Genomic DNA, 22,356 nt, shown 5'->3' on the forward strand with positions numbered 1-22,356 from the left:
CATAAAAAATACGAACCATAATGGTTCGTATTTTTATGTTTTCTTAAAATCGAGAGATACTTGTTTAAATATTAGGGAATGCCTATTATAGGGCATTCTCTTTTAATAGGCAAAAGAGAGGCGAGGGAAGCGTATATGTAGCATGTAAGGGTATAATAATGAATAATAAGTAACTAGTATTGCTTTTTCAACTCAAGAAAGGAAGATTCGATGAAGGAAGAGAATTTAAATGTAGGATGGAACTTGGAAAATACGTATACCGAACTTCCAGAATTACTGTATACAGCTATAAATGTAAATCCTGTTAGTAATCCTAAACTGGTTATATTAAACGATGCGGTGGCAACATCTCTTGGGCTAAATTCGAAAGAGCTAGAAAGTACTCATGGTGTTGAGGTACTTGCTGGTAATAAGGTGATTGAGGGCGGTATACCTTTAGCTCAGGCTTATGCTGGTCATCAATTTGGAAATTTTACCATGTTAGGTGATGGAAGAGCACTGTTGCTTGGTGAACAAATAACTCCGTCGGGGGAGCTAGTAGACGTACAATTAAAAGGCTCTGGTAGAACACCATATTCTCGTGGGGGAGACGGACGAGCGGGCCTCGGGCCGATGTTACGTGAATATATTATTAGTGAATCGATGCATGCTCTAGGAATTCCAACAACCAGAAGCTTATCAGTAGTTACAACCGGAGAGAGTATTATGCGAGAAACTGTTCAACCGGGTGCAGTGATGACACGTATTGCTGCAAGTCATTTACGTGTAGGTACTTTTCAATTCGCTGCAAAATGGGGCACATTCGAAGATCTTAAAGCTTTAGCGGATTATGCAATAGAAAGACATTACCCAATTTTATTGGCTAATGAGAATCGCTATCTTGCATTCCTTAAAGAAGTGATTGAACGCCAAGCGGCATTGATAGCAAAATGGCAAATTGTCGGTTTTATACATGGAGTGATGAACACAGATAATATGACGATAAGCGGAGAGACAATCGATTATGGACCTTGTGCTTTTATGGATATATATAATCCGAAAACAGTATTTAGTTCCATTGATAGACAAGGTCGTTATGCTTATGAAAATCAGCCAAATATAGCCGCATGGAACTTAGCGAGATTGGCAGAAAGTTTATTGCCTCTTATTCACGAAGATCCGGATGAAGCTGTGCAGCAAGCGCAAGAAGCGATGGCGGCCTACCCTGTAACTTATGAAAATTATTGGTTAACAGGAATGGGGAATAAGCTAGGGATTTTTAATATAGAAAAAGAGGATATTTCCCTAATCGAAAACCTTCTTGAACTTATGGAGAAATACGAAGTAGATTATACAAATACATTCCGATTATTGACTCTTGATAAAGTGGAAGAAACTGAATTATTCGGTAAAAATGGATTTGAACAATGGTATGAAAAATGGAAAACTAGACTTGAAAATCAACAGGTGTCAGAAGAATTTATAAAGCAACTAATGCAGAAAAGTAATCCAGTAGTTATTCCGAGAAATCATCGAGTAGAAGAAGCGCTTGATGCAGCAGTGAATAATGAGGACTATAGTGTATTAAACAATTTGCTAAGTGTAATTTCACATCCTTATGATTACAAGGCAGACTATATGGATTATACAACTCTTCCTCCTGATACTTCAGGACCGTACAAAACGTTTTGCGGTACTTAATCCAAAGGAAAGAAAAGTCTGTGAACCTTAAAAGTTTACGGGCTTTTCTCGCTTACAGGAGAGGATAAATATCAAAAACTGAAAAGTATTACGTTATGCAGATTTAATCTTGTAACTCAGTCTTTTTTTCTTTAAAATTAATAGTAATCATATTTGTTTAATCTTTTTATGAATAAGGGAGTTTTAGAAATTATGCAGAAAAATAAAGTAGCGGATAAAGTCCGTAGAATAATTTTAATCGTAATAGGAGCAGCTATAGCTGGTTATGCACTGGAAGCAGTTTTAATACCAAACTCAGTTATTGACGGCGGCGTAACAGGTGTTAGTATCATGGGAACATATTTGTTTAATATACCACTTGGACTTTTACTCTTTATATTAAATATACCGTTTGTATATATTGGTTATAAACAAGTGGGGAAAACCTTTGCAATAATGAGTATTATTGGTATAGCATCCCTATCTATTTCAACAGTTTTAATGCATCAAATTGAGCCGATTCTAAGTGCAAAAGATCCACTATTAGTAGTAATATCTGGAGGGGTAATGCTAGGTATTGGTATTGGTGTGGTATTACGTAACGGTGGTGCACTTGATGGTGCAGAAGTTTTAGCGGTTCTAGTATCTCGAAAAGTACCATTTTCAGTAGGAGATATAATCTTATTTATTAATGCGTTTATTTTTCTAGGTGCTGGTTTTATATATGGTTTAGAAGGAGCACTCTATTCAGCTACTACTTATTACATAGCTAAAATAGTTATTGATGTTATTCAAGTTGGACTTGAAAGTTCCAAATCAGTTCGAATAGTTAGTAAAGAATCCGAGGAAATTGGGTCTGCCATACAGGATCGTTTAGGTCGTGGTGTAACGTACTCCAGTGGTCGCGGAGGTTTCTCCAATGAAACTATGGATATTGTCACATGTGTAATCACTCGCATGGAAGAAAACAAGTTAATAACAATTATTAAAGAATTGGATCCTGGTGCTTTTATTGTGATCACAGATGTGGCAGAAGTAAGAGGCGGTACGTTCAAAAAACGAGATATTCACTAAAATATAAATACCCGTTAAATGAGTATATATGCTCATTTAACGGGTATTATTGTTTTAAAGTTATTTTCGTTTCTTCTTCCCGAGATCTTTTACAGAAGTTTTGTTTTTATCTACCACTTTTTCAAATTCTACTTGAACCTGAATACCATTTTCTTCTGTTTCCAGTACATTAATTACTTTACCTTTTCTACCTTTGATTTTAAGATCATCATCGATGAAAGGGATATCTCTTAATACTTGAGTTAAAATAACCATATTTTTCTCCATAAAATGAACTGCAAACATTTCCATTTCCCCTTACTTTATAATTTAGAATCTATGTATTTTATGATTATTTAAAAGTTATAGAACTTTTAAATGGATAAATCATATTAGTTTATCGTTAAATTGTTTAGTGTTAAACTAAATTGGAAATCATTAGAGAAAAAGGAGTGTTAAAGATGAGTAAACTTCAAGATAAAGTTGTAATCATTACTGGTGGTGCTGGTGGAATTGGATTTGGGATGGCAAAAGCAATGGCTAAAGAAGGCGCAATCGTTGCAATTGTAGATGTGAATGAGGAGACAGGTAAAGCAAGTGAGAAATTATTACAAGAAATTTCCCCAAGATCAATGTTTTTAAAAGCAGATCTTATGGATCGCGAAAACTTACCAAACATCATTAAAACAATAGTTGATAACTATGGTAAGTTGGATGTACTTGTAAATAATGCACATGCATCAAAACAATTAACGATTGAGAATATTACACAAGCGGATCTTGATCTATCATTTGGGACTGGATTCTATCCAACATTCTATTTAATGCAGGCTGCACTGCCTTACTTAAAAGAAACAAAAGGAAATATTATTAACTTTGCTTCAGGGGCAGGATTGGCTGGTCATGAAACTCAAGGAGCATATGCTGCTGCTAAAGAGGCAATTCGTGGGATATCACGTGTAGCTGCAAACGAATGGGGTCGTTTTGGTATTAATGTGAATATTATCAGTCCGGTTGCTAACTCAGAGGGAGTACAAGCATGGGCAAAAGCTCAACCTGAATATTATGAAGCAGTACTAAGTAAAATACCGATGGGTCGTTTCGGTGAAGTAGAAGAGGATATTGGTCGTGTAGCAGTATTTTTAGCTAGTGAGGATTCAAGATATATTACAGGTCAAACGATGATGGTTGATGGTGGATCCATCATGCTGCGTTAATAGAAGGATGTAGTATGGAGAAAACAAATTTATTTAAATTGATTCATGCAACTGAAATAATCTCAAACGAAAATATAGTTAAATTCTCTTCTAAATTTGAATTTCCAGTGGGAATATCTGCAATTTTGGTACTAGCTCAATTACGTACAAATGGTCCGGTAATGCAAAGTGATTTAGCAGATACCTTAGGGTATACAAAAGGAGCAATTACAAATATTTCTAGCAAGCTCGTGAAGTTCGAATTAGCGGAACGACTGTATAGTGAAGAAGATCGCCGGACGATCCATCTTCAGATTACAGAAAAAGGGCGATCTGCTTTAATGGAAGCACAAAAGATTGGCGAAGAAATATTTGTGGAGTTATTTGAAGAGTTGACTGTGGAAGAATTAGATCAGTATTTATATATACAGCAAAAAATATTAAACAGTATGAAAAATAAAAGATTGTCATCATCATGATCTAATTATTTTTTAGAGAAAAGTTAGCTAAGACCCTCAACATAAGAGGTTCTTAGCTTTTTATGTTTTTCAAAATCCTTTTGTATAATGTAAAAGTACTTAACTCCTTGCAATTAAGATATGAAATTGTTATGCTAATAACAATTTTATAACATTCCTTCGGGGTCGGGTGAAATTCCCAATCGACAGTAAGAGAGCAATCTCAAAGCCTGTGAGCCGTAAAACGCATGATTTGGTGAGAATCCAAAGCCGACAGTTAAAGTCTGGATGGGAGAAGGAGAAAGTCGCCTATTTGGAGGTTTTTTAGTTATGCTAAAAAAGGAACAACAGGCTTATTAAAGTATGACTTCTCTCGCATCCATAAATTTGGGTGCGTTTTTTAATGTCTAGCTATAGCGCTTGTCAGTGCCAACAAATTTGGGCAAGTCAGTTTGTTGGGACATGATCCCGCGGGCATAGGCGCTTCTATTTTTTAAAATTGAATAACTATCCTTCGGGGTCGGGTGAAATTCCCAATCGACAGTAAGAGAGCAACCTCAAAGCCTGTGAGCCGTAAAACGCATGATTTGGTGGAAATCCAAAGCCGACAGTTATAGTCTGGATGGGAGAAGGAGTAGTTCAATGCTTTTTGAGAGAAAAACACAAAAGGCTTATTTGAATCTACCTAATTTCCCTCCGACACTTATGTGTACGGAGGTTTTTGTTTGAAGTAGGCTTTAGATTCCATCTAAAAGTACTTACTAATAAGGAGGATACGATGTTTACAGGAATTGTTGAAGAGCTTGGCACCATTAAGAACGTACAAACATCTGCTAGCAGTATGCAACTTATTATCCGAGCAAAACGAATTTTAGAGGACATCAAATTAGGTGATAGTATTGCAGTGAATGGTGTCTGTTTAACAGTAATCGCATTTTCAAGATTTGAATTTACAGTGGACGTTATGCCAGAGACGTTTTATGCAACTACAACAAAATTATTAAATAGCAGTTCAGTTGTCAATTTAGAAAGAGCATTAGCGGCAAACGGTCGATTCGGTGGACATTTCGTTACAGGACATGTGGATGGTGTGGGTACCATATTGAAAAAGCGCCATGCAGCAAATGCAGTGTATATCGATATTATTGTACCAGAAGAGGCAAGTCACTTTTGTATTCCAAAGGGATCTATAACGATTGATGGAACAAGTTTAACTATTTTTGCTATAAATAAGTCGACAGTAACAGTTTCATTAATTCCCCACACAAATAAGGAAACAGTTCTAGGTGTGAAAAAAGCGGGTGAACTCGTTAATATCGAAGGTGATATGCTAGGGAAGTACGTGCATCAATTTAGTACAAAGAAAAGTGAATCGACTATCATCACCCAGGACTTTTTACAGCAGAACGGTTTTTAAGGAGAAATTAGCATGCTAAATACGATAGAAGAAGCAATTACAGATTTAACACAAGGAAAGCTTATTATTTTAGTAGATGATGAAAACCGCGAAAATGAAGGCGATTTCCTTTGCTTAGCAGAATTTGCAACACCAGAAAACATCAATTTCATGGCTAAGTATGGTCGAGGATTGATTTGTATGCCTATCCATGAAGAAATCGCAGAGGTATTGCAATTACATCCGATGGTTTCTAATAATACAGATTCTCATCAAACTGCATTTACTGTGTCGATTGATCATGAAAACACTTCAACGGGCATAAGTGCGTTTGATCGATCAGAGACGATGTTACAAGTCATTAAACCACAAGCAAAGGCACAACAGTTTAAACGACCAGGACATGTCTTTCCGCTAATCGCAAAGCCAGGTGGTGTACTGGAAAGACGAGGTCATACGGAAGCTGCAGTTGACCTTGCCATGCTTTGTGCCTCAGCTAAATCAGGTGTAATTTGCGAAATAATGAACGATGATGGTTCAATGGCACGCTTACCAGATTTACTGGAACTTGCCAAACAATATCAATTAAAGATTGTCACAATCGAAGAACTATCAAGGTATTTAATAAATATTAAAGCTAGCTAAGGAGAGAATAAGATGGTAAAAACAATCGAAGCAAATTTAATCGGAACAGATTTGAAAGTAGGTATTGTTGTCGGACGTTTTAATGATTTCATCAATGCAAAACTAGTTGACGGTGCAATAGATGGGTTAAAACGTCATGGTGTCGCTGAAGAAAGTATTGAAGTTGCTTGGGTTCCTGGTGTATTTGAAGTACCATTTATTGCAAAAAAAATGGCGGATTCCCAAAAATACGATGCAATCATTGGTCTTGGTACAGTAATCAGAGGTTCAACGACACACTATGATTATGTTTGCAACGAAGCAGCAAAAGGAATTGCACAAGTAGGTTTACAAACTGGAGTACCAGTTATTTTTGGTATCGTCACTACAGAATCTATAGAACAAGCTATTGAACGGGCAGGTACAAAGGTTGGAAACAAAGGATACGATGCAGCCGTCTCTGCAATTGAGATGGCAAATCTGTTAAAGGTCATGTCGTGATAAAATTGGTTCACTTAAATTTAGAAATGACTTAGAAACAATAGAAAAAGTATAAATAATTAATCCGAAACTTCATGGATTTGAACATGGATCAATTCATTAGTATCAGTAATATATTCAATTTTAACAGAGACTCCAAATTCTTTGTCACTCTCTTTTAACCTTAGACTGAACTTTTCAATGGTAGAATTTCCTTTCGGTTCACTTCCTTCATAAAGATAGTCAATTATACTTGCATGGGGAAATTTGGATTGAGTTTCTTTTACAGCAACTTGTCCCCATTTAGCATAGGCAGGGGTTTCCTGATGAGTAGGAGCGGTTGTAGGTATATATGTTGTTAATGTCTGCATAGAAGCTATAATGGTAAGTTCGATAACTAGTTTTTGCATAATTCATCACTTCTCCTTTCCTTTAGAATGTGTCATTCAAAAGAAATCATTCTATCGTTATTTTGATTCTTAATGAGGAGAGCAATAATTCTGACAAAATATAAAATTGTAATATAATGAAAGAAGAACATGATTTGAATTAGAGGGGGCAACATAATGGAATTAGGATTAGCTGGAAAAGTAGCAATCGTTACGGGCTCAAGTAAAGGGATAGGTTTACAAACAGCTTTACAATTAGTGCAAGAAGGAGCTAAGGTAACTCTTTGTGCTCGAGGAGAAGAACAATTAAAAGAGGCTGCGGCATTTATTAAAAGTGAAACAGGGGCACAAGTACTTATTGTTCCTGCGGATATTACCAAAGAAGAAGCATGCAAAGAAATTATTCAAAAAACAGTAGATCATTATGGACGTATTGATATTTTAGTTAATAATGCTGGTACTTCTTCTGCAAACCCTTTTGAATCAGTAGAAACAGATTTGTGGCAAACAGATTTAGATTTAAAATTATTTGGAGCTATACATACGTCAAAAGCTGTAATACCCTATATGAGAAAAGTGGGCGGAGGAGCAATTGTAAACGTAACAGCAGTATTAGGAAAAACACCTCCTGCTAGTTCGCTGCCAACAACTGTTAGTCGAGCAGCTGGAATGGCATTGACTAAAGCGATGAGCAAAGATTTGGGAAAAGATAATATCCGAGTTAATACAGTATGTATTGGCCTTATTAGAAGCAACCAAATCGAATTGAAGTGGAAAAAAGACGCTCCAGAACTTACTTGGGAAGAATATTCTAAAAATGTTGTTGGTCCAACGATTCCACTTCAGCGAATTGGTGAAACAGTAGAAGCAGCAAATGTCATTACTTTTTTAGTGTCAGATGCCGCGTCTTACGTAACGGGAACATCTGTTAATATTGATGGTGGATCTGGTGGGACGCTTTAAATAAAAAAAGAACCCGAATGGAAACCCCTTTAGGGCCATTCGGGTTTAAAGATGATAGGTCATCTTACAGGTTCTAATTCGGAGTAGATAACAGATCCGTTTCTTTGGAGTTTGTGCCAATTATGGCGATTACCGAAAATATAAAGGATGGATCCATAGAAGAAGAAAAAGGTATCCAGCATGCGATATGTTACAGATTCCCAAATAGTAAATAATACAATTTTTAACCACTGCTTAGAAGAAAAGGTATAACCAAAATGTCCAGCGCGTTGAACCGCTACTAATCTTAAAATGAATTCACTAGACCATGCAGTAATAAGCAATACAATGGTAAATGGAGATATGTTCCCTAAATATAAGGTAATTGGTAATATAAAAATTGTGATTACCCCTAAAATGCTAAGTACAATGGATTCGAATAATAAAAAAAAGGAGAACCTTTTACTTAGTTTGGTAAAAAAATCTTTTTTATATAGATTAATACAATCTAGAAAACCTTTTTGCCAACGAACTCGCTGATGTAATAGAGATTTGAAATCTTCAGGTACTTCTGTATAGCAAACTGCCTCAGGAACAAATATCATCTTTTCACCGAGTTTCCGCTCATGAATAAATTTATGAAGTCTAAAAGTAATTTCCATATCCTCTCCTAGCGTATCTTTAAAACCACCAATTTGTTGTAGGATAGATAGACGAAAAGCTCCGAATGCCCCAGATACCACTCCTAATACATTTAACTTTGCTTGTGTTACTTTCCGTACATAAAAAGAAGATAAATAACCAGATAATTGATACTTGATAATCCAATTTTTCCCGTAAAAATTATTACCTCTTCTATTTATTACTTGTCCCACTTGTACCATACCACCAGCAGCAATCACTTTTGGATCAGAGAATGATTCATTAATTCTAGTAAGACTATCACTTTCTAATATGGAGTCGGCATCAAGGGTAATTACAATTTCTCAAGTTGCAATGGAGATACCGGCATTAAGGGCAGCGGACTTACCACCGTTTAGTTGATCGATTACGTAAATTTGTGGAAAATTTTTACTTTGAAAGAGTCTAGAAAAATTTATGGATGAATTATCTAAGGTTATTTCTTTTTCTACTTTTAATAGATCAAGTAGCTCATGTAAAACATTCATCGTATTATCGGTTGACCCATCATTTATAAATATAGCTTCTTTGTTATCGTAGTTTAACCTTTGCCAACTTTCTAGACATTGTAAGAGAACGAGCCCTTCATTAAATGCAGGGATTAACACAGTAATTTTTTTCTCCTTATTTGAAATGTAGGGTGCTTTTTTAACTTTTAAGGATCTATATATATATTTTAATTGTAATAAGAGATAAAGTACGAAGATTGCTGTAAATAAAAAAGACCAATAACTCAATTTGTTCCAACTTTCTAATATTAATTATTTTTTGAATAAATTCGGACGTAATCTACTTCCATATAAGAGGGGAATTTCGTTTCTTTGTCTGGGTCCCCAACCCAAACCCCGCCGACTATAACGTTCATTAATAAGTACATGCTTGTATTGGCAAAATTCTTGATCTTGAATCTTTCAATTTCATCGATCGAAAAAATTATTTCCTTTTTAGTCCAATCTAGCGTATATAAATGCCATTGACTTCCATTTATATTGGTAACTTGATATTCACGTTTACCTGGTCCTGAATGACCGACATGCCAAATTTCGTTAGGAAGTTGACCCAACATCTCCACTATATCGATTTCAGGAAAGGCAGCATGGTTTGTTGGTAGTAGCCAAATCGCAGGTAATAACCCTTGTCCCACTGGTAGTTTTGCACGTATCTCAAATTTTCCATAAAGCTGTTCGTGGAGTCCTTGAGTAGTTACTGCACCTGAACGGTAGGGATAACTTTGAAATGGTTTATTATCAACTTGTAATTTTAAAGTGCCTGAGGAGCTAGAAACTTGTTCCGGTAAATAATGATGCTTACGACCATGATCCTTATAACCTGAATTTAGTTTGTTCCATTTCTTACTCGACACTTCTAAATCATCAAACTCATCTTGAAATGTTAGAGTCCAACCTTGTTTTGCATAATAATCATATTTTGGTATGTCTTTCGTTGAGAAATCCTCTTTGGATACTTGTATCAATTGATTTTCAACAGAGTCTTGACTCGGGGGATTTGTATTTTGCTCGCTACAGCCATATAAACAAATAACAAATATAAGAATTAAGTATTTAATAGACCTCACTTCCTTCTTCTAGGTGAAGTATATTCATAAATAAGGTAATTTATTCCACTAAACAATAATTTTTTTAGGGCGAATTGCACAGTAAAAGAAGAAGAGGAGAGATTTAAATAGGAAGTATGAGGATTTCCTTTTTTATAAGTGGAGACAGGTCAATTGATATTATCCTTTTATCTTTCAAAACTGATTCGTCACACCTCAGCTTCAGTAGAATAATATAGTGCTATGAACAACCTAATACATTAGGGGTGAGCGTATGCCGGCTATAACGGGGAGACAGTATATTAAACGGATTGATGAGCTAAAAACGGATATTTGGATAGAGGGGAAACGTGTAACAGGTAACATTTCGGAGCACCCTGCATTTAAAGGAATTATTAAGAGTCAGGCTGCATTATATGAACTTCAGCATCATCAAGACTTAAAGGATATTTTAACGTATCTATCTCCAACAACTAAAAATAGGGTTGGTATTTCATATTTACAACCAAAGACGAAGGAAGATTTAGTAACAAGACGCACAATGATTCAGCAGTGGGCTAGGAGTAACAACGGGTTAATGGGGAGAAGTCCAGATTATATGAACACAGTTTTAATGGCTCTTGCTTCATCCGTGCATCTGTTGCAGGATCAAAAAAACTGTTTCCCAGAAAACCTACAATCATTTTATGAATACGCAAGAGAAAAAGATATTTCTATGACCCATACATTTATAGAGCCACAAGTAAATCGGACTCAACTGTATATAGAACGTTCGAAAGAGCCAATCGCTGCAAAAATTGTAGATAAAAACGAGCATGGTATTATTATAAAAGGGGCACGACTTCTTGCGACACAAGGTGGAATAACGGATGAGCTTTTAGTTATTTCTGCAAATGGGAAGGAAGAGGATGGAAATGGTTTCGCATTTTCAATACCTAGTAATACAACAGGGTTAAGGTTCATATGTAGAGAATCATTTGTTGGAGGTGATTCGTCTTTTAACTATCCATTGAGTTCAAGGTTTGAAGAAATGGATAGTATTGTTGTATTTGATAACGTATTAGTGCCTTGGGAACGTGTATTTTTTTATGATAATGTTCCTATCACCAATATTTTTATGCGATCGAATTCTTTCTTGCCTTTTACACTTCATCAAGTAGTATCTAGGCAAATTGTGAAAACTGAATTCATATTAGGAATAGTCCATTCTATTATTGAAACTATTAATATTGGGGAATACCAACATGTGCAAGAAAAAGTCTCTGAAATAATTATTGCTTTGGAAACGATGAAAGCACTAGTGATTAAATCAGAAGTAGAAGCCAAAATAGACAAAGGTGGATGGATGCAGCCAGATCGGTCGACATTACAAATTGCTATGAATGTATATCCTCGCGTATATCCACGTTTTACAGAAATTATTCAACTATTAGGTGCCAGTGGATTAATGTCTATTCCAACAGGAAATACTTTTCAATCACCTGTAGGAAATGAATTAAATCATTACTTACAATCTCGTGAAAATACGGGTGAGGATCGTGTCCAACTTTTCCGCTTAGCGTGGGACTTAACGATGAGTTCTTTTGGTACTCGGCAAACGTTATACGAACGTTTCTTCTTCGGAGATCCTGTTAGACTAGCTAGTCAGCTATACTTCTCTTATGACGCAGATGAATATATGCAACGAGTGACAGATTTTCTCGATTTGTCAAAGGAACATTAAGGGAAATGGAAGCTATAAATTATATAATTGTATAGAGCCAACCCCATCCTTCATCTTAGATGGGGTTTTTGTATGTCTTCTATACAAATAGTTTATAAGACTTATCAAGCAAATACCTTGAAGTAATAGTAACTTGATTCTATTATCTAATGGAGACGTTATATAATGAAGGGAAGTAAATATATGAATAAAAGACTTCAACCTGTTCCTGTATCAGTTTTGGATTTAGTGGCAGTAAAGGAAGGCCAAACAAACAAAGAGGCTTTTGAGGATATGGTTAGCCTAGCGCAACACGTAGAAAAGATCGGTTACAGTCGATACTGGCTAACAGAACATCATAATTCACCGAATGTTGTTAGTTCAGCAACTTCCATTCTAATCGGCCATGTGTTGGAAAATACCGAAACGATTAAAGTAGGATCAGGTGGAATTATGTTACCAAATCATGCACCTCTTGTAGTTGCAGAGCAGTTTGGGACACTGGAAAATATCTATCCAAATAGACTAGATTTAGGACTTGGTCGTGCACCTGGTACAGACATGCAAACAGCTCGTGCACTCCGCAGGACTACACAGGAAACTGCTTTTTCTTTTCCACAGGACGTGGTAGAATTGCAAAATTACTTTAAATCGCTAGATAACCAAGGAGCTGTTCGCGCATTTCCGGGAGTCGGTGCCAATGTACCAATATATATTCTAGGTTCAAGTACTTCAAGTGCACAATTAGCTGCTCGTTTAGGACTACCGTATGCATTTGCTGCACATTTTGCTCCTCAGCAGTTGGATCATGCAATACAAATTTACCGAAATCAGTTTGTTCCTTCAGAGTATTTATCTGAACCTTATGTGATTGTTTGTGTAAATGTAATAGGAGCAGAAACTGATGAAGAAGCGAAACTGCTTTCTACTACTAGTGATCGATTTTATTTAAATGTGGTGTCTGGTAAAAAGAGCTTATTACAGCCGCCAGTGGAAAGCTTGAATGGTGTGTGGAATCATTTAGAGGAAAATGCAGTACGTGCAATGTCGACTTATACTTTTAAAGGCAGTCGAAATACAATAACTGAGCAATTAGAACCATTCTTAGAGACATACCATGTAAATGAATTGATGGCAGTTACATACGTTTATGACCAGGAAGCTAGAAAACGTTCATATGAAATATTCAAGGAAGCCGTTGACCAACTTTAACAGCACACGAAACATGACGAATCCCTCCTCCGGGACTTCGTTATGTTTTTTTGTTGTTTAAGAAAGTTAATTAGGTTTGGTTAATATTATTCGTTAACTAAATCTTAAAAGCTGATTTACAAATTAAAATCTTGGGTAGTAGTAGCATTGGATACTAAACGCATAGTAGAATCTGAAATTTGTAACTAAGAAAATAAAGATTTTTAAAGACTAGGTACTGTTGCTTTTCCAATTAAAAAATTTTGCATAATATATATTATTAAATGTTTTAATGGAAGCGCTTTCGTCTTTGTTTAAATTGTCTAGAATAAAAGAAATTGGTTAACAATCACTGTATAGATATTATTAAAGGAGGTCTCGTATATGAAAGTCAACAATGCTATGGAAGTATTAGATCGGATGCGTTTACCGAATGGAGCCTATACTGCCAGTGTTTCGCAAGACTACAATTATGTCTGGATACGTGATATTGTATACACAGTTTTGCCTTTTTTACAAAGCCAATCTGATCGGTATGAAAAAGCATATTATGCGTTATTTGATCTATTTAAAACCTATGAATGGAAAATAGACATCCATAGAGAACAAAAACCAGTCTACCTTTTTGAATATATCCACTCACGCTATTCTACAGATTTAGAGGAATTGAACCAAGAATGGGGTCACGCTCAAAATGATGCAATTGGAGCATTTTTATGGGGTGTGGGAGTAGGGGTGAGCCATGGTCATAAAGTTATTCGTGATGAGAAAGATATCGCTATTGTTCAGAAGCTGGTCGATTATTTAGAGTGTCTTCAATACTGGCAGGCAAAGGATAATGGTATGTGGGAAGAGAATATGGAACTTCATGCCTCAAGTGTAGGAGCTTGTGTTGCTGGATTACGTTCTGTGAAAATGTTAGTAAACGTAAAGGATGAACTAATTCAAAAAGGTGAAGAGACATTGCGTTTTCTCTTACCTAGAGAAAGTGAAACAAAAGAAACAGATTTATCCCTGCTTTCACTTATCTATCCATATCGTATAGTTGAAAGGAAAACTGCTCTTAAAATAGTTGAAATGGTTTCTGAACAACTTGAACGCACACATGGCTGTATTCGTTATCACAATGATCAGTATTATAACGAAGGCAGCGAAGCAGAATGGTGCTTTGGACTACCTTGGCTCGGACTATGTTATTTGGAGCTAGGTATGTATGACAAAGCTTTCGAATATATTAGTAAAACAGAGCGAATTATCCCAGAAAATTGGGAAGTTCCTGAGTTATATATTGGTGGTAAAAATGTTCCGAATGGTAACACTCCACTTGCTTGGTCTGTCTCACTTTCCTACTTATTTTTAAATCGTATGATTGATGCATCTTCTACCCCAAAAGGGAGGACAGCTAATAGCTAATCTCTGGTCAATGCACTTTAGTGTATTATCGTTATTAATATTTACAGAACAAAATATATTAGTAAAAGTCCTTCAGTGCATGGAGGATTTTTTATTTTGTCGAAATTTATATATTATTGGCAATAGTGAAATATTAAAAGGTGTTTAAAGATTAATGGCGAATAATTTAGGGGAGAACTGGTATTTGAATGAAAAGAATCATAGATTGAAAGAGGTGTTTAAATGGTAGAGATTATGAAGTTGGATCACCGGCGACTCCCAAGTGATTTTGATGTATACCTTTTTCATGAAGGAACATTGTATGAAAGCTATAAGATGCTTGGAGCTCATCTAATTGAAGAGAACGAAGTGCAAGGAGTTCGTTTTGCAGTTTGGGCACCGAATGCTAAAAAAGTATCGGTTGTAGGTAATTTTAACAATTGGATTGGTACAATGCATCGATTGGAACGTTTGGATCAATCTGGAATCTGGGTGCTATTTGTTCCCGACTTAGCACAAGGAGATATTTATAAGTATGAGGTTACAGGTCCAGACGGACAAAAAGTATTAAAAGCAGATCCTTATGCTTTTTATTCGCAGCTTCGACCAGAAACAGCTTCTATTATCTACAATTTAAATGCATTTGAATGGTCAGATCAGAAATGGATGACTCAGCGAGTAAAGAAAGATATGTATCATAAACCGATGGCTATTTATGAAGTTCATTTGGCTTCCTGGAAACAAAAAGAAGATGGTGAGTTTTATAGTTATCAAGAATTTGCTGACGAACTAATTGTGTATGCAATCGATAATGGATTTACCCATATTGAGTTAATGCCTGTTATGGAGCATCCTTACGATGGTTCATGGGGTTACCAAATTACTGGTTATTATTCAGCTACTAGCAGATATGGGACGCCTGAGCAATTAATGTATTTTATAGATCAATGCCATCAACAAGGGCTTGGTGTGATTCTTGATTGGGTGCCAGCGCATTTTTGTAAGGATATCCATGGACTTGGAAGATTTGATGGGACGCCTCTGTTCGAATCAGCAGATCCCATGCGAGCAGAGAGACCTATCTGGGGAACATATAGCTTTGACTATAGTAAACCCGAAGTCGTCAGCTTTCTCATTTCAAACGCCATATTTTGGATGGATGTCTATCATGTAGATGGATTTCGGATTGATGCAGTTTCATCCATGATTTATTTAAATCATGATAATCCTCTTCCTGTAGAGTTGAAGAATCAGTATGGTGGAGGAGAGAATCTCGAAGCAATTGAATTTCTAAAAAAGCTAAATGAAATCATTTTCCGGAGATTTCCTGGCGTACTTATGATGGCGGAGGAAGCTACGGAATGGCCACTTGTAACAAGTCCTACAAGTCTAGGGGGTCTTGGGTTTAACTACAAATGGAATATGGGCTGGTCTAATGATGTACTCAAATATATGAAGCTGGATGTGAATGAACGACCGAAGCATCATCACTTATTAACCTTTTCCTTTTTATATGCATTTTCGGAAAACTTTGTTCTTCCATTTTCGCATGATGAAATGGTTCACGGCAAAAAGTCATTACTAAATAAAATGCCCGGTGATTACTGGCAAAAATTTGCGAACTTACGCCTTTTATTTGGCTATTTGTTTACGCATCCCGGCAAAAAGCTTTTATTTATGGGTAGTGAATTTGGTCAATTTGACGAATGGAAATATCAGCAGGAGATGGATTGGATGCTGTTAGATTTTGACGCTCACTCTAGTTTTTTTAATTACTATAAAGAGTTAAATAAATTTTATCAAAAAACCACTTCCCTATGGCGGCTGGATCATGAGCAAGCCGGATTTCAGTGGATCGATGCTGACAATACGGAACAAAGTGTGATTACGTTTATGAGAAAAGGAAAACGGAAGGGTGATTACTGCATTATAGTTTGTAATTTTTCAACCGAGGTTTACCACAATTATCAAATAGGAGTTCCTACTAAAGGTAATTATTATGAAGCATTTAGTAGTGATGCTGCATCATTTGGTGGTTCGGGACAGTTGAATTCTACCATTAGGAGCACTAATCCATTTCCTTGTAACAACCAACCTTATAGCCTAGAAATAACTGTACCACCATTAGGAATGGCGATATTCATGAAAGAAACAAAAACTAGAAAAAGGGGAGACCATCTAAATGGCATCTAAAAAGTGGATTGCAATGCTTTTAGCAGGAGGTCAAGGTTCGAGGCTCGGGGAATTGACGAGTGACTTAGCTAAACCCGCAGTACCATTTGGAGGGAAATACCGAATTATCGATTTTACGTTAAGTAACTGTACACATTCGGGTATCGATACCGTCGGCATACTTACTCAATATCGGCCGCATATTTTAAATTCATATATTGGAAACGGACGGCCATGGGATCTGGACCGTAATAACGGTGGGGTTTCTATGCTTCCACCTTATCAAGGGAAAGATGGCGGTGAATGGTATAAAGGTACGGCTAATGCTGTGTACCAAAATTTTCATTTTATCGATCATAATGATCCGGAATATGTACTTGTAATTTCGGGGGATCATATTTATAAGATGGATTATAACAAAATGCTTGAAGATCATATGGAAAATGATGCACATGCGACCATTGCTGTCATAGAGGTACCTTGGGCAGAAGCAAATCGCTTTGGTATTATGAATACCAACGAAACTGATCAAATTATACAATTCGATGAAAAACCACAAAATCCAAAAAGTAACCTAGCCTCCATGGGTGTATATATATTTAATTGGAACCATCTTAAACAATATTTAACAGAAGACGAAGAGGATATTAGCTCTTCTAATGACTTTGGAAAAGATATTATACCAAAAATGCTGAAGAATGAAGCAAAACTACAAGCGTACCGATTTAAAGACTACTGGAAAGATGTCGGGACGATTGAAAGCTTGTGGGAGGCACATATGGATCTTTTGGAAGAACCATCAAATTTTAAGTTAGGAGATCCAAACTGGCAAATTTACGCAGGAAACGCTAACCACCCTCCACAATATATATCAGAAGATGCGAATGTAACCCAATCATTAGTGAATGAAGGCTGTTTAGTATTTGGGAATGTCGACCATTCTGTTCTGTCATATAATGTTCAAGTTGGAAGTGGCTCAAATGTAAAGAATTCGGTCATTATGCCAAATGTAAAAATTGGAAATAATGTAATAATAGAAAAAGCAATAATCGGTAGCGGTACAGTTATAGAAGATGGGGCAATAATCTCTGACACGAAAAAAGGACTTATATTAATAGGAGAAAATCAACAAATATCTTCGGAAAGTGCTTTGCTGCAAGCTTTATAATAGGAGGTATTTTTAATGAGGAATGTCTTAGGTGTTATTAATCTTGTAAATGAAAGACCTATATTAAAAGAATTGACCCATCACCGTTGTTTAGCTTCCTTACCTTTTGGCGGACGCTACCGAATGATTGACTTTACAATGTCCAACTTTATGAACGTCTCAATAAGTAAAGTTGCTATTTTCACCAAAGATAAATATCGGTCATTGATGGATCATCTTGGCTCCGGTAAGGAATGGGATTTGGATCACCGCTCACAAGGTCTATTTATACTTCCGTCCATTCATCCAGATGAAAAGATTAAAGGCGACTTACAACAATTCTATGATCATTTAGAATTTTTTCAACGAGCAACTGCAGATACTGTAATTATTGCACCCGGTCACCATATTTGTAAAATTGACTTTAATGATGTGTTAAAAAAACATGAAAGCAATAAAGCAGATATTACGGTTCTGTATAAGGATTATGATGGGGGGGCAGTTAAAAGGCCCATTTATCATCAGTGTTCACTGGACACAGACGGTGCAGTTCGTGATATAAACTTTTTTACAGCACCGAAGAAAGGTGACCATATATGTTTAGAAACATATGTGATTAAGAAACAACTTTTAATAGATTTAATAAAGAATTGCATAGAATACGATGAATATGATTTTTTAAAAGATATTGTGAAAGCTAACTTGATAAATCTTAAAGTGCAAGGGTATCAATACACGGGTTATATGCCATTTATTCACTCCCTAGAAACATACCATGCTAGTAATATGGAGTTTCTTAACCCAGAAATTCTTCGACACTTTTTCTATGATTCATGGGAAGTTTTCACCAAGATCAAACACGAAGCTCCTGCCGAATTTACGAATTCCTCCAAGGTATCTAACTCATTAATCGCCAATGGATGTATTATTGAAGGCACTGTGGAAAATAGTATTATTTTTCGTGGAGTAAAGGTTAAAAAGGGAGCGGTGGTGAAAAATAGTATCATTATGCAAAAAGGGGATATTGAAGAGGGAGCACGTATAGAAAACGTAATTACGGATAAACAAGTAATTATCACTAAAAATCAGAAAATCACAGCGATAAATAAGCCGGTTGTTATCAAAAAAGAAGTAGTAGTTTAAACGGGAGGTCCACTTACATGAACGTGTTATTTGCAGCCTCAGAGTGCGCTCCATTTATAAAGACAGGGGGGTTAGGCGATGTGATTGGTGCTTTACCCCATTCTTTAAAAGAACAGGGCGTCAATGTTAGCATAATATTGCCTAAATACGATGATCTCCCATTACAGTTTAAAGAACAAATGCAATGGATTAAAAGTATTGAAGTACCTGTAGGATGGAGACGTCAATTTTGTGGTATAGAGAAAATTCACTATCAGGGAATAACCGTATATTTTCTGGATAACGAATACTATTTTAAAAGACATGGTAGCTATGGATTTAGAGATGATGGTGAACGGTTTGCATTCTTCTCTCGGGCTGTACTAGAAGCTATACCTTTTTTAGAAGAGCGCCCGAATATAATACATTGCCATGACTGGCAAACAGGATTGATACCTGTCCAATTGAAAGCCAATTATAACAACAACCCATACTATCAGGGATTAAAAACTGTGTTTACCATTCACAATTTACGCTACCAAGGGGTATATCCTAAATCAGTTCTGTCTGATTTATTGGATCTTGACGACCAATATTACCGTATAGATGCCTTAGAGTTTTATGGGAGTATTAGTTATCTCAAGGGAGGACTAGCTTTTGCAGACTGCCTAACGACTGTAAGTCCAACCTATGCATCTGAAATACAGTCTTCCTACTATGGAGAAAAACTGGACGGGTTTTTACGTAAAAGAGGTGCTAATCTGAAAGGAATCATAAATGGAATAGACAATGACTGCTATAATCCTAAAAGTGATGGAAGTCTATTGCTTCCATTCGATGATTCTAAGGGAAAGGCAGCTAATAAAAAACATTTACAGGAAACACTCGGCCTACCTATCCAAGCTAATACCCCGATCATATCAATGGTTACTAGATTAGTTGACCAGAAAGGGATAGATTTGATTTTACATGTCTTTCATGAAATCATCGGTTTGGATGTTCAGTTTGTTTTACTAGGAACTGGAGATCATCAGTATGAAGAATCGTTCAGATATTTTGAAGACATTTATCCTGATAGGGTGTCAGCTAATCTGTTTTTTGACGAATCATTGGCTCGACAAATTTATGCTGGTTCAGATATATTTCTAATGCCATCCCAATTTGAGCCATGCGGAATAGGGCAATTACTCGCCTTTCGATACGGAACCTTACCGCTCGTCCGTGAAACAGGGGGGCTGAAGGATACAGTAATTCCTTACAATGAAATAACCGAAGAAGGAACCGGATTCAGCTTTGCTAATTATAATGCCCATGAATTGTTACATACAATTGAACGTGCAGTAGGCCTATTTCGCTTCCAACCTACAAAGTGGAACAACCTGATAGAACGCGCAATGGATTTGGATTTTAGCTGGTCAGCGTCTTCTCTACAATATATAAAATTGTATGAGGAACTCCTAAAATCGGATAAATAAAAACAGAAAGGATGACGCAGACTCAAAAGTTGCGTCATCTTTAGTCTGCACTTAAAAGTCAAGTGAGCCTAGAACACCAATTAATGATTTTTATCTGTTCTTTTGGTTATTTTGTTTTTCATTTTTACTTTTGGCTTCGTTTGAAGATAATTCTCCTGAAAATTCTTCTCGATTATCGCTTCGTGAATTTGGTTCTTTTTTCTTAAAGTTTGGTTTGCTTTTGTTTGACAAAGTTAAGTCACCTCCTAGAGTTTAATGTGCTCCGTATAGTTGGAGTTATTCAAAATGATAAGTTCTTTAATTTTAAGGTGAAAAACGTATTGGTTCGTTGAAGTTCTATATTTCATTTTTTCTGCTTACACTTAATGTAAGTAAGTGTGAATGGAGATGAATGGTCTTGGTAAAAAAATACGGAATTTCCGCTCTTTTGTTATTTGGAGTATATATATTAGTGATGTATGTATATATTTTTCATAGCAATAGTGGAGGTATACCTGAATCCTTGCAGGGGACAGTCGCAGATCCGCATACTTTTATGTCGGAACAAGAAGTATACCTGAGTGAGGAATATTCAAAAATAAAGAATTACCTCTTTTTTGTCGCGACACCTTTTGAGTGGCTAGTTTACATTTTCATATTAGTTTCTGGCCTTTCTCAAGCGTTTGAAAACTCGCTACTCATTAAAGTAAAATGGGGAATTATTAAAAAAGCAGTATATTTATTCTTGTTGTCCTTGTTTATATTCATCGTGTTATTTCCATTGGACTATTATAGGTATTATTTAAGTAAAAACTACGGAATCAGCAACCAAAATTTTTCTTCTTGGATGCGAGATAATCTCATCGATTTTTGGGTCAACTATGGTATGACTGTAGTGATTGTAACGGTTCTGTATTGGCTTATTTATAAAAACACAAAGAAATGGTGGATAAATGCTAGCCTCTTAATGATTCCGTTCTCTATATTCATGATGTTCATTCAACCAGTAGTAATCGATCCATTATATAATGATTTCTATCCGTTAACGGATAAAGAATTAGAAACAAAAATTCTCACATTAGCTGAGCAAGCAAATATTCCTGCCAACCATGTATATGAAGTGAATATGGCAGAAAAGACAAATGCTCTGAACGCTTATGTAACGGGAATCGGGAGTAATTCAAGAATCGTATTATGGGATACGACATTAAATCAGCTAACAGAGGGTGAAATTCTTTTCGTAATGGCACATGAAATGGGCCATTATGTAGAGAAACATATTTATATTGGAATAGTAGTGTACACTTTCACGACCATTTTAGGATTATGGTTAATAGCAAAACTAATGCCTTGGATTATCGCTCGTTTCGGAAGTCGATTAAAAATAAAACAGATACATGCTATTCATTCGTTTCCACTGTTTTTACTAATTACATCCGTTCTATCATTCGCTTCAAGTCCATTAACAAATTACATTTCCAGGTATGAAGAAACAAGAGCTGATGACTACGCAATCGAGTTAGTGGCAGAGCCAAGGGCTGCTGTGAGCACTTTTCAAAAACTAACCATAGCTGGATTAAATGAAGTGAATCCTCCACTCCTAGTAAAATGGTTTCGATATTCTCATCCAACAATGCTTGAAAGAATTAATAAAGTAGTTGATGATACCAGTGAATAAAGAAAAAAAGACTTGCCCATTACGGTGCAAGTCTTTTGGTAGTTCATATAACTAAAGAAATTAAT

21 protein-coding genes, 1 pseudogene and 2 riboswitches are annotated in these 22,356 nt (G+C 36.0%); of the genes and pseudogenes, 16 read left to right on the forward strand and 6 right to left on the reverse strand.

Translation table 11 applies throughout. The features are described 5' to 3' along the window. Positions 1–210 precede the first annotated feature (210 nt). Both MKX39_RS06405 and MKX39_RS06410 read left to right on the forward strand, forming a co-directional pair. Positions 211–1,680 carry a protein adenylyltransferase SelO gene (locus tag MKX39_RS06405; RefSeq protein ID WP_340768795.1) on the forward strand — a complete coding sequence of 490 codons (1,470 nt, stop codon included), beginning with the start codon at positions 211–213 and terminating at the stop codon, positions 1,678–1,680. Between the two features lie 168 nt (positions 1,681–1,848). Further along, positions 1,849–2,733: a YitT family protein gene (locus tag MKX39_RS06410; RefSeq protein WP_407691697.1), complete on the forward strand. Its 885-nt coding sequence runs from the start codon at positions 1,849–1,851 to the stop codon at positions 2,731–2,733. A 60-nt stretch (positions 2,734–2,793) separates the two neighbouring features. Here the strand turns inward: MKX39_RS06410 and MKX39_RS06415 are convergent, their stop codons facing one another. Continuing rightward, entirely contained in the window at positions 2,794–3,018 is a 225-nt protein-coding gene (locus tag MKX39_RS06415; RefSeq protein WP_340768796.1) for a hypothetical protein, read from the reverse strand. A gap of 155 nt (positions 3,019–3,173) precedes the next feature. Here MKX39_RS06415 and MKX39_RS06420 point away from each other — a divergent pair, with 155 nt between their 5' ends. The 5 genes and pseudogenes from MKX39_RS06420 (at position 3,174) to ribH (ending at position 6,887) form a co-directional block, all read left to right on the forward strand. Further along, a complete protein-coding gene (locus MKX39_RS06420; RefSeq protein WP_340768797.1) occupies positions 3,174–3,929 on the forward strand; it encodes an SDR family NAD(P)-dependent oxidoreductase in 756 nt (251 codons plus the stop codon). 14 nt (positions 3,930–3,943) lie between these two features. Further along, positions 3,944–4,387 carry a MarR family winged helix-turn-helix transcriptional regulator gene (locus tag MKX39_RS06425; protein ID WP_340768798.1) on the forward strand — a complete coding sequence of 148 codons (444 nt, stop codon included), beginning with the start codon at positions 3,944–3,946 and terminating at the stop codon, positions 4,385–4,387. A gap of 151 nt (positions 4,388–4,538) precedes the next feature. Continuing rightward, positions 4,539–4,670: riboswitch (FMN riboswitch) on the forward strand. 202 nt (positions 4,671–4,872) lie between these two features. Further along, a riboswitch (FMN riboswitch) is annotated at positions 4,873–5,004 on the forward strand. Positions 5,005–5,144: 140 nt separating this feature from the next. Continuing rightward, entirely contained in the window at positions 5,145–5,783 is a 639-nt protein-coding gene (gene ribE, locus MKX39_RS06430; protein ID WP_340768799.1) for a riboflavin synthase, read from the forward strand. A 12-nt stretch (positions 5,784–5,795) separates the two neighbouring features. Next, a pseudogene (ribB, locus tag MKX39_RS06435) lies at positions 5,796–6,383 on the forward strand (3,4-dihydroxy-2-butanone-4-phosphate synthase); the annotation flags it as partial. A 36-nt stretch (positions 6,384–6,419) separates the two neighbouring features. Further along, positions 6,420–6,887 (forward strand): 6,7-dimethyl-8-ribityllumazine synthase, encoded by a 468-nt coding sequence (gene ribH, locus MKX39_RS06440; RefSeq protein WP_340768800.1) that lies wholly within the window; start codon positions 6,420–6,422, stop codon positions 6,885–6,887. 59 nt (positions 6,888–6,946) lie between these two features. On the opposite strand, the gene MKX39_RS06445 is transcribed toward ribH, so the two are convergent. Next, the gene (locus MKX39_RS06445) at positions 6,947–7,276 is read right to left on the reverse strand and encodes a DUF3889 domain-containing protein (RefSeq protein ID WP_340761977.1); all 330 of its coding nucleotides are present in this window, start codon (positions 7,274–7,276) and stop codon (positions 6,947–6,949) included. Between the two features lie 156 nt (positions 7,277–7,432). Here MKX39_RS06445 and MKX39_RS06450 point away from each other — a divergent pair, with 156 nt between their 5' ends. After that, positions 7,433–8,218 carry an SDR family NAD(P)-dependent oxidoreductase gene (locus MKX39_RS06450; RefSeq protein ID WP_340768801.1) on the forward strand — a complete coding sequence of 262 codons (786 nt, stop codon included), beginning with the start codon at positions 7,433–7,435 and terminating at the stop codon, positions 8,216–8,218. Positions 8,219–8,277: 59 nt separating this feature from the next. Here the strand turns inward: MKX39_RS06450 and MKX39_RS06455 are convergent, their stop codons facing one another. The 3 genes from MKX39_RS06455 to MKX39_RS06465 form a co-directional block, all read right to left on the reverse strand. Beyond that, the gene (locus MKX39_RS06455; protein ID WP_340771356.1) at positions 8,278–9,180 is read right to left on the reverse strand and encodes a glycosyltransferase; all 903 of its coding nucleotides are present in this window, start codon (positions 9,178–9,180) and stop codon (positions 8,278–8,280) included. 3 nt (positions 9,181–9,183) lie between these two features. Next, positions 9,184–9,486, reverse strand: coding sequence for a glycosyltransferase (locus MKX39_RS06460; RefSeq protein ID WP_340768803.1), 303 nt, complete (start codon positions 9,484–9,486; stop codon positions 9,184–9,186). Positions 9,487–9,635: 149 nt separating this feature from the next. Next, complete coding sequence (locus MKX39_RS06465; RefSeq protein WP_340768805.1) at positions 9,636–10,454, reverse strand: glycoside hydrolase family 16 protein; 819 nt, start codon at positions 10,452–10,454, stop codon at positions 9,636–9,638. 253 nt (positions 10,455–10,707) lie between these two features. Here MKX39_RS06465 and hpaB point away from each other — a divergent pair, with 253 nt between their 5' ends. The 7 genes from hpaB to glgA all read left to right on the forward strand — a co-directional run bounded on the left by hpaB (position 10,708) and on the right by glgA (position 20,634). Continuing rightward, a complete protein-coding gene (gene hpaB / locus MKX39_RS06470; RefSeq protein WP_340768806.1) occupies positions 10,708–12,156 on the forward strand; it encodes a 4-hydroxyphenylacetate 3-monooxygenase, oxygenase component in 1,449 nt (482 codons plus the stop codon). Between the two features lie 183 nt (positions 12,157–12,339). Beyond that, positions 12,340–13,347, forward strand: a complete 1,008-nt coding sequence (locus MKX39_RS06475; RefSeq protein ID WP_340768807.1) for an LLM class flavin-dependent oxidoreductase — start codon at positions 12,340–12,342, stop codon at positions 13,345–13,347. A gap of 363 nt (positions 13,348–13,710) precedes the next feature. Then, the gene (locus MKX39_RS06480; RefSeq protein ID WP_340768809.1) at positions 13,711–14,739 is read left to right on the forward strand and encodes a glycoside hydrolase family 15 protein; all 1,029 of its coding nucleotides are present in this window, start codon (positions 13,711–13,713) and stop codon (positions 14,737–14,739) included. A gap of 222 nt (positions 14,740–14,961) precedes the next feature. Further along, positions 14,962–16,911, forward strand: coding sequence for a 1,4-alpha-glucan branching protein GlgB (gene glgB, locus MKX39_RS06485; protein WP_340768810.1), 1,950 nt, complete (start codon positions 14,962–14,964; stop codon positions 16,909–16,911). Further along, positions 16,901–18,058, forward strand: coding sequence for a glucose-1-phosphate adenylyltransferase (locus MKX39_RS06490; RefSeq protein WP_340768812.1), 1,158 nt, complete (start codon positions 16,901–16,903; stop codon positions 18,056–18,058). Before glgB ends, MKX39_RS06490 begins: the two co-directional genes overlap by 11 nt. 15 nt (positions 18,059–18,073) lie before the next feature. Beyond that, positions 18,074–19,180 (forward strand): glucose-1-phosphate adenylyltransferase subunit GlgD, encoded by a 1,107-nt coding sequence (gene glgD, locus MKX39_RS06495; RefSeq protein WP_093534979.1) that lies wholly within the window; start codon positions 18,074–18,076, stop codon positions 19,178–19,180. Positions 19,181–19,197: 17 nt separating this feature from the next. Further along, positions 19,198–20,634, forward strand: a complete 1,437-nt coding sequence (glgA, locus tag MKX39_RS06500; RefSeq protein ID WP_340768814.1) for a glycogen synthase GlgA — start codon at positions 19,198–19,200, stop codon at positions 20,632–20,634. Positions 20,635–20,724: 90 nt separating this feature from the next. Here the strand turns inward: glgA and MKX39_RS06505 are convergent, their stop codons facing one another. Continuing rightward, positions 20,725–20,865 (reverse strand): hypothetical protein, encoded by a 141-nt coding sequence (locus tag MKX39_RS06505; protein ID WP_175496180.1) that lies wholly within the window; start codon positions 20,863–20,865, stop codon positions 20,725–20,727. Positions 20,866–21,031: 166 nt separating this feature from the next. Here MKX39_RS06505 and MKX39_RS06510 point away from each other — a divergent pair, with 166 nt between their 5' ends. Then, positions 21,032–22,291, forward strand: coding sequence for a M48 family metallopeptidase (locus MKX39_RS06510; RefSeq protein WP_340768815.1), 1,260 nt, complete (start codon positions 21,032–21,034; stop codon positions 22,289–22,291). Positions 22,292–22,356 lie beyond the last annotated feature (65 nt).

This window comes from Psychrobacillus sp. FSL K6-1464 (assembly GCF_038003145.1).
GTDB lineage: Bacteria > Bacillota > Bacilli > Bacillales_A > Planococcaceae > Psychrobacillus > Psychrobacillus psychrotolerans.

Excerpts from the sequence above, each read along its gene's own strand:
- MKX39_RS06480 (WP_340768809.1), top strand. The coding sequence starts at position 13,711 with ATGAAAGTCAACAATGCTATGGAAGTATTAGATCGGATGCGTTTACCG.
- MKX39_RS06420 (WP_340768797.1), top strand. The coding sequence starts at position 3,174 with ATGAGTAAACTTCAAGATAAAGTTGTAATCATTACTGGTGGTGCTGGT.
- MKX39_RS06490 (WP_340768812.1), top strand. The coding sequence starts at position 16,901 with ATGGCATCTAAAAAGTGGATTGCAATGCTTTTAGCAGGAGGTCAAGGT.
- MKX39_RS06425 (WP_340768798.1), top strand. The coding sequence starts at position 3,944 with ATGGAGAAAACAAATTTATTTAAATTGATTCATGCAACTGAAATAATC.
- MKX39_RS06475 (WP_340768807.1), top strand. The coding sequence starts at position 12,340 with ATGAATAAAAGACTTCAACCTGTTCCTGTATCAGTTTTGGATTTAGTG.
- hpaB (WP_340768806.1), top strand. The coding sequence starts at position 10,708 with ATGCCGGCTATAACGGGGAGACAGTATATTAAACGGATTGATGAGCTA.
- MKX39_RS06415 (WP_340768796.1), bottom strand. The coding sequence starts at position 3,018 with ATGTTTGCAGTTCATTTTATGGAGAAAAATATGGTTATTTTAACTCAA.
- MKX39_RS06410 (WP_407691697.1), top strand. The coding sequence starts at position 1,849 with ATGAATAAGGGAGTTTTAGAAATTATGCAGAAAAATAAAGTAGCGGAT.
- MKX39_RS06450 (WP_340768801.1), top strand. The coding sequence starts at position 7,433 with ATGGAATTAGGATTAGCTGGAAAAGTAGCAATCGTTACGGGCTCAAGT.
- glgD (WP_093534979.1), top strand. The coding sequence starts at position 18,074 with ATGAGGAATGTCTTAGGTGTTATTAATCTTGTAAATGAAAGACCTATA.
- glgA (WP_340768814.1), top strand. The coding sequence starts at position 19,198 with ATGAACGTGTTATTTGCAGCCTCAGAGTGCGCTCCATTTATAAAGACA.
- glgB (WP_340768810.1), top strand. The coding sequence starts at position 14,962 with ATGGTAGAGATTATGAAGTTGGATCACCGGCGACTCCCAAGTGATTTT.
- MKX39_RS06445 (WP_340761977.1), bottom strand. The coding sequence starts at position 7,276 with ATGCAAAAACTAGTTATCGAACTTACCATTATAGCTTCTATGCAGACA.
- MKX39_RS06405 (WP_340768795.1), top strand. The coding sequence starts at position 211 with ATGAAGGAAGAGAATTTAAATGTAGGATGGAACTTGGAAAATACGTAT.
- ribH (WP_340768800.1), top strand. The coding sequence starts at position 6,420 with ATGGTAAAAACAATCGAAGCAAATTTAATCGGAACAGATTTGAAAGTA.
- ribE (WP_340768799.1), top strand. The coding sequence starts at position 5,145 with ATGTTTACAGGAATTGTTGAAGAGCTTGGCACCATTAAGAACGTACAA.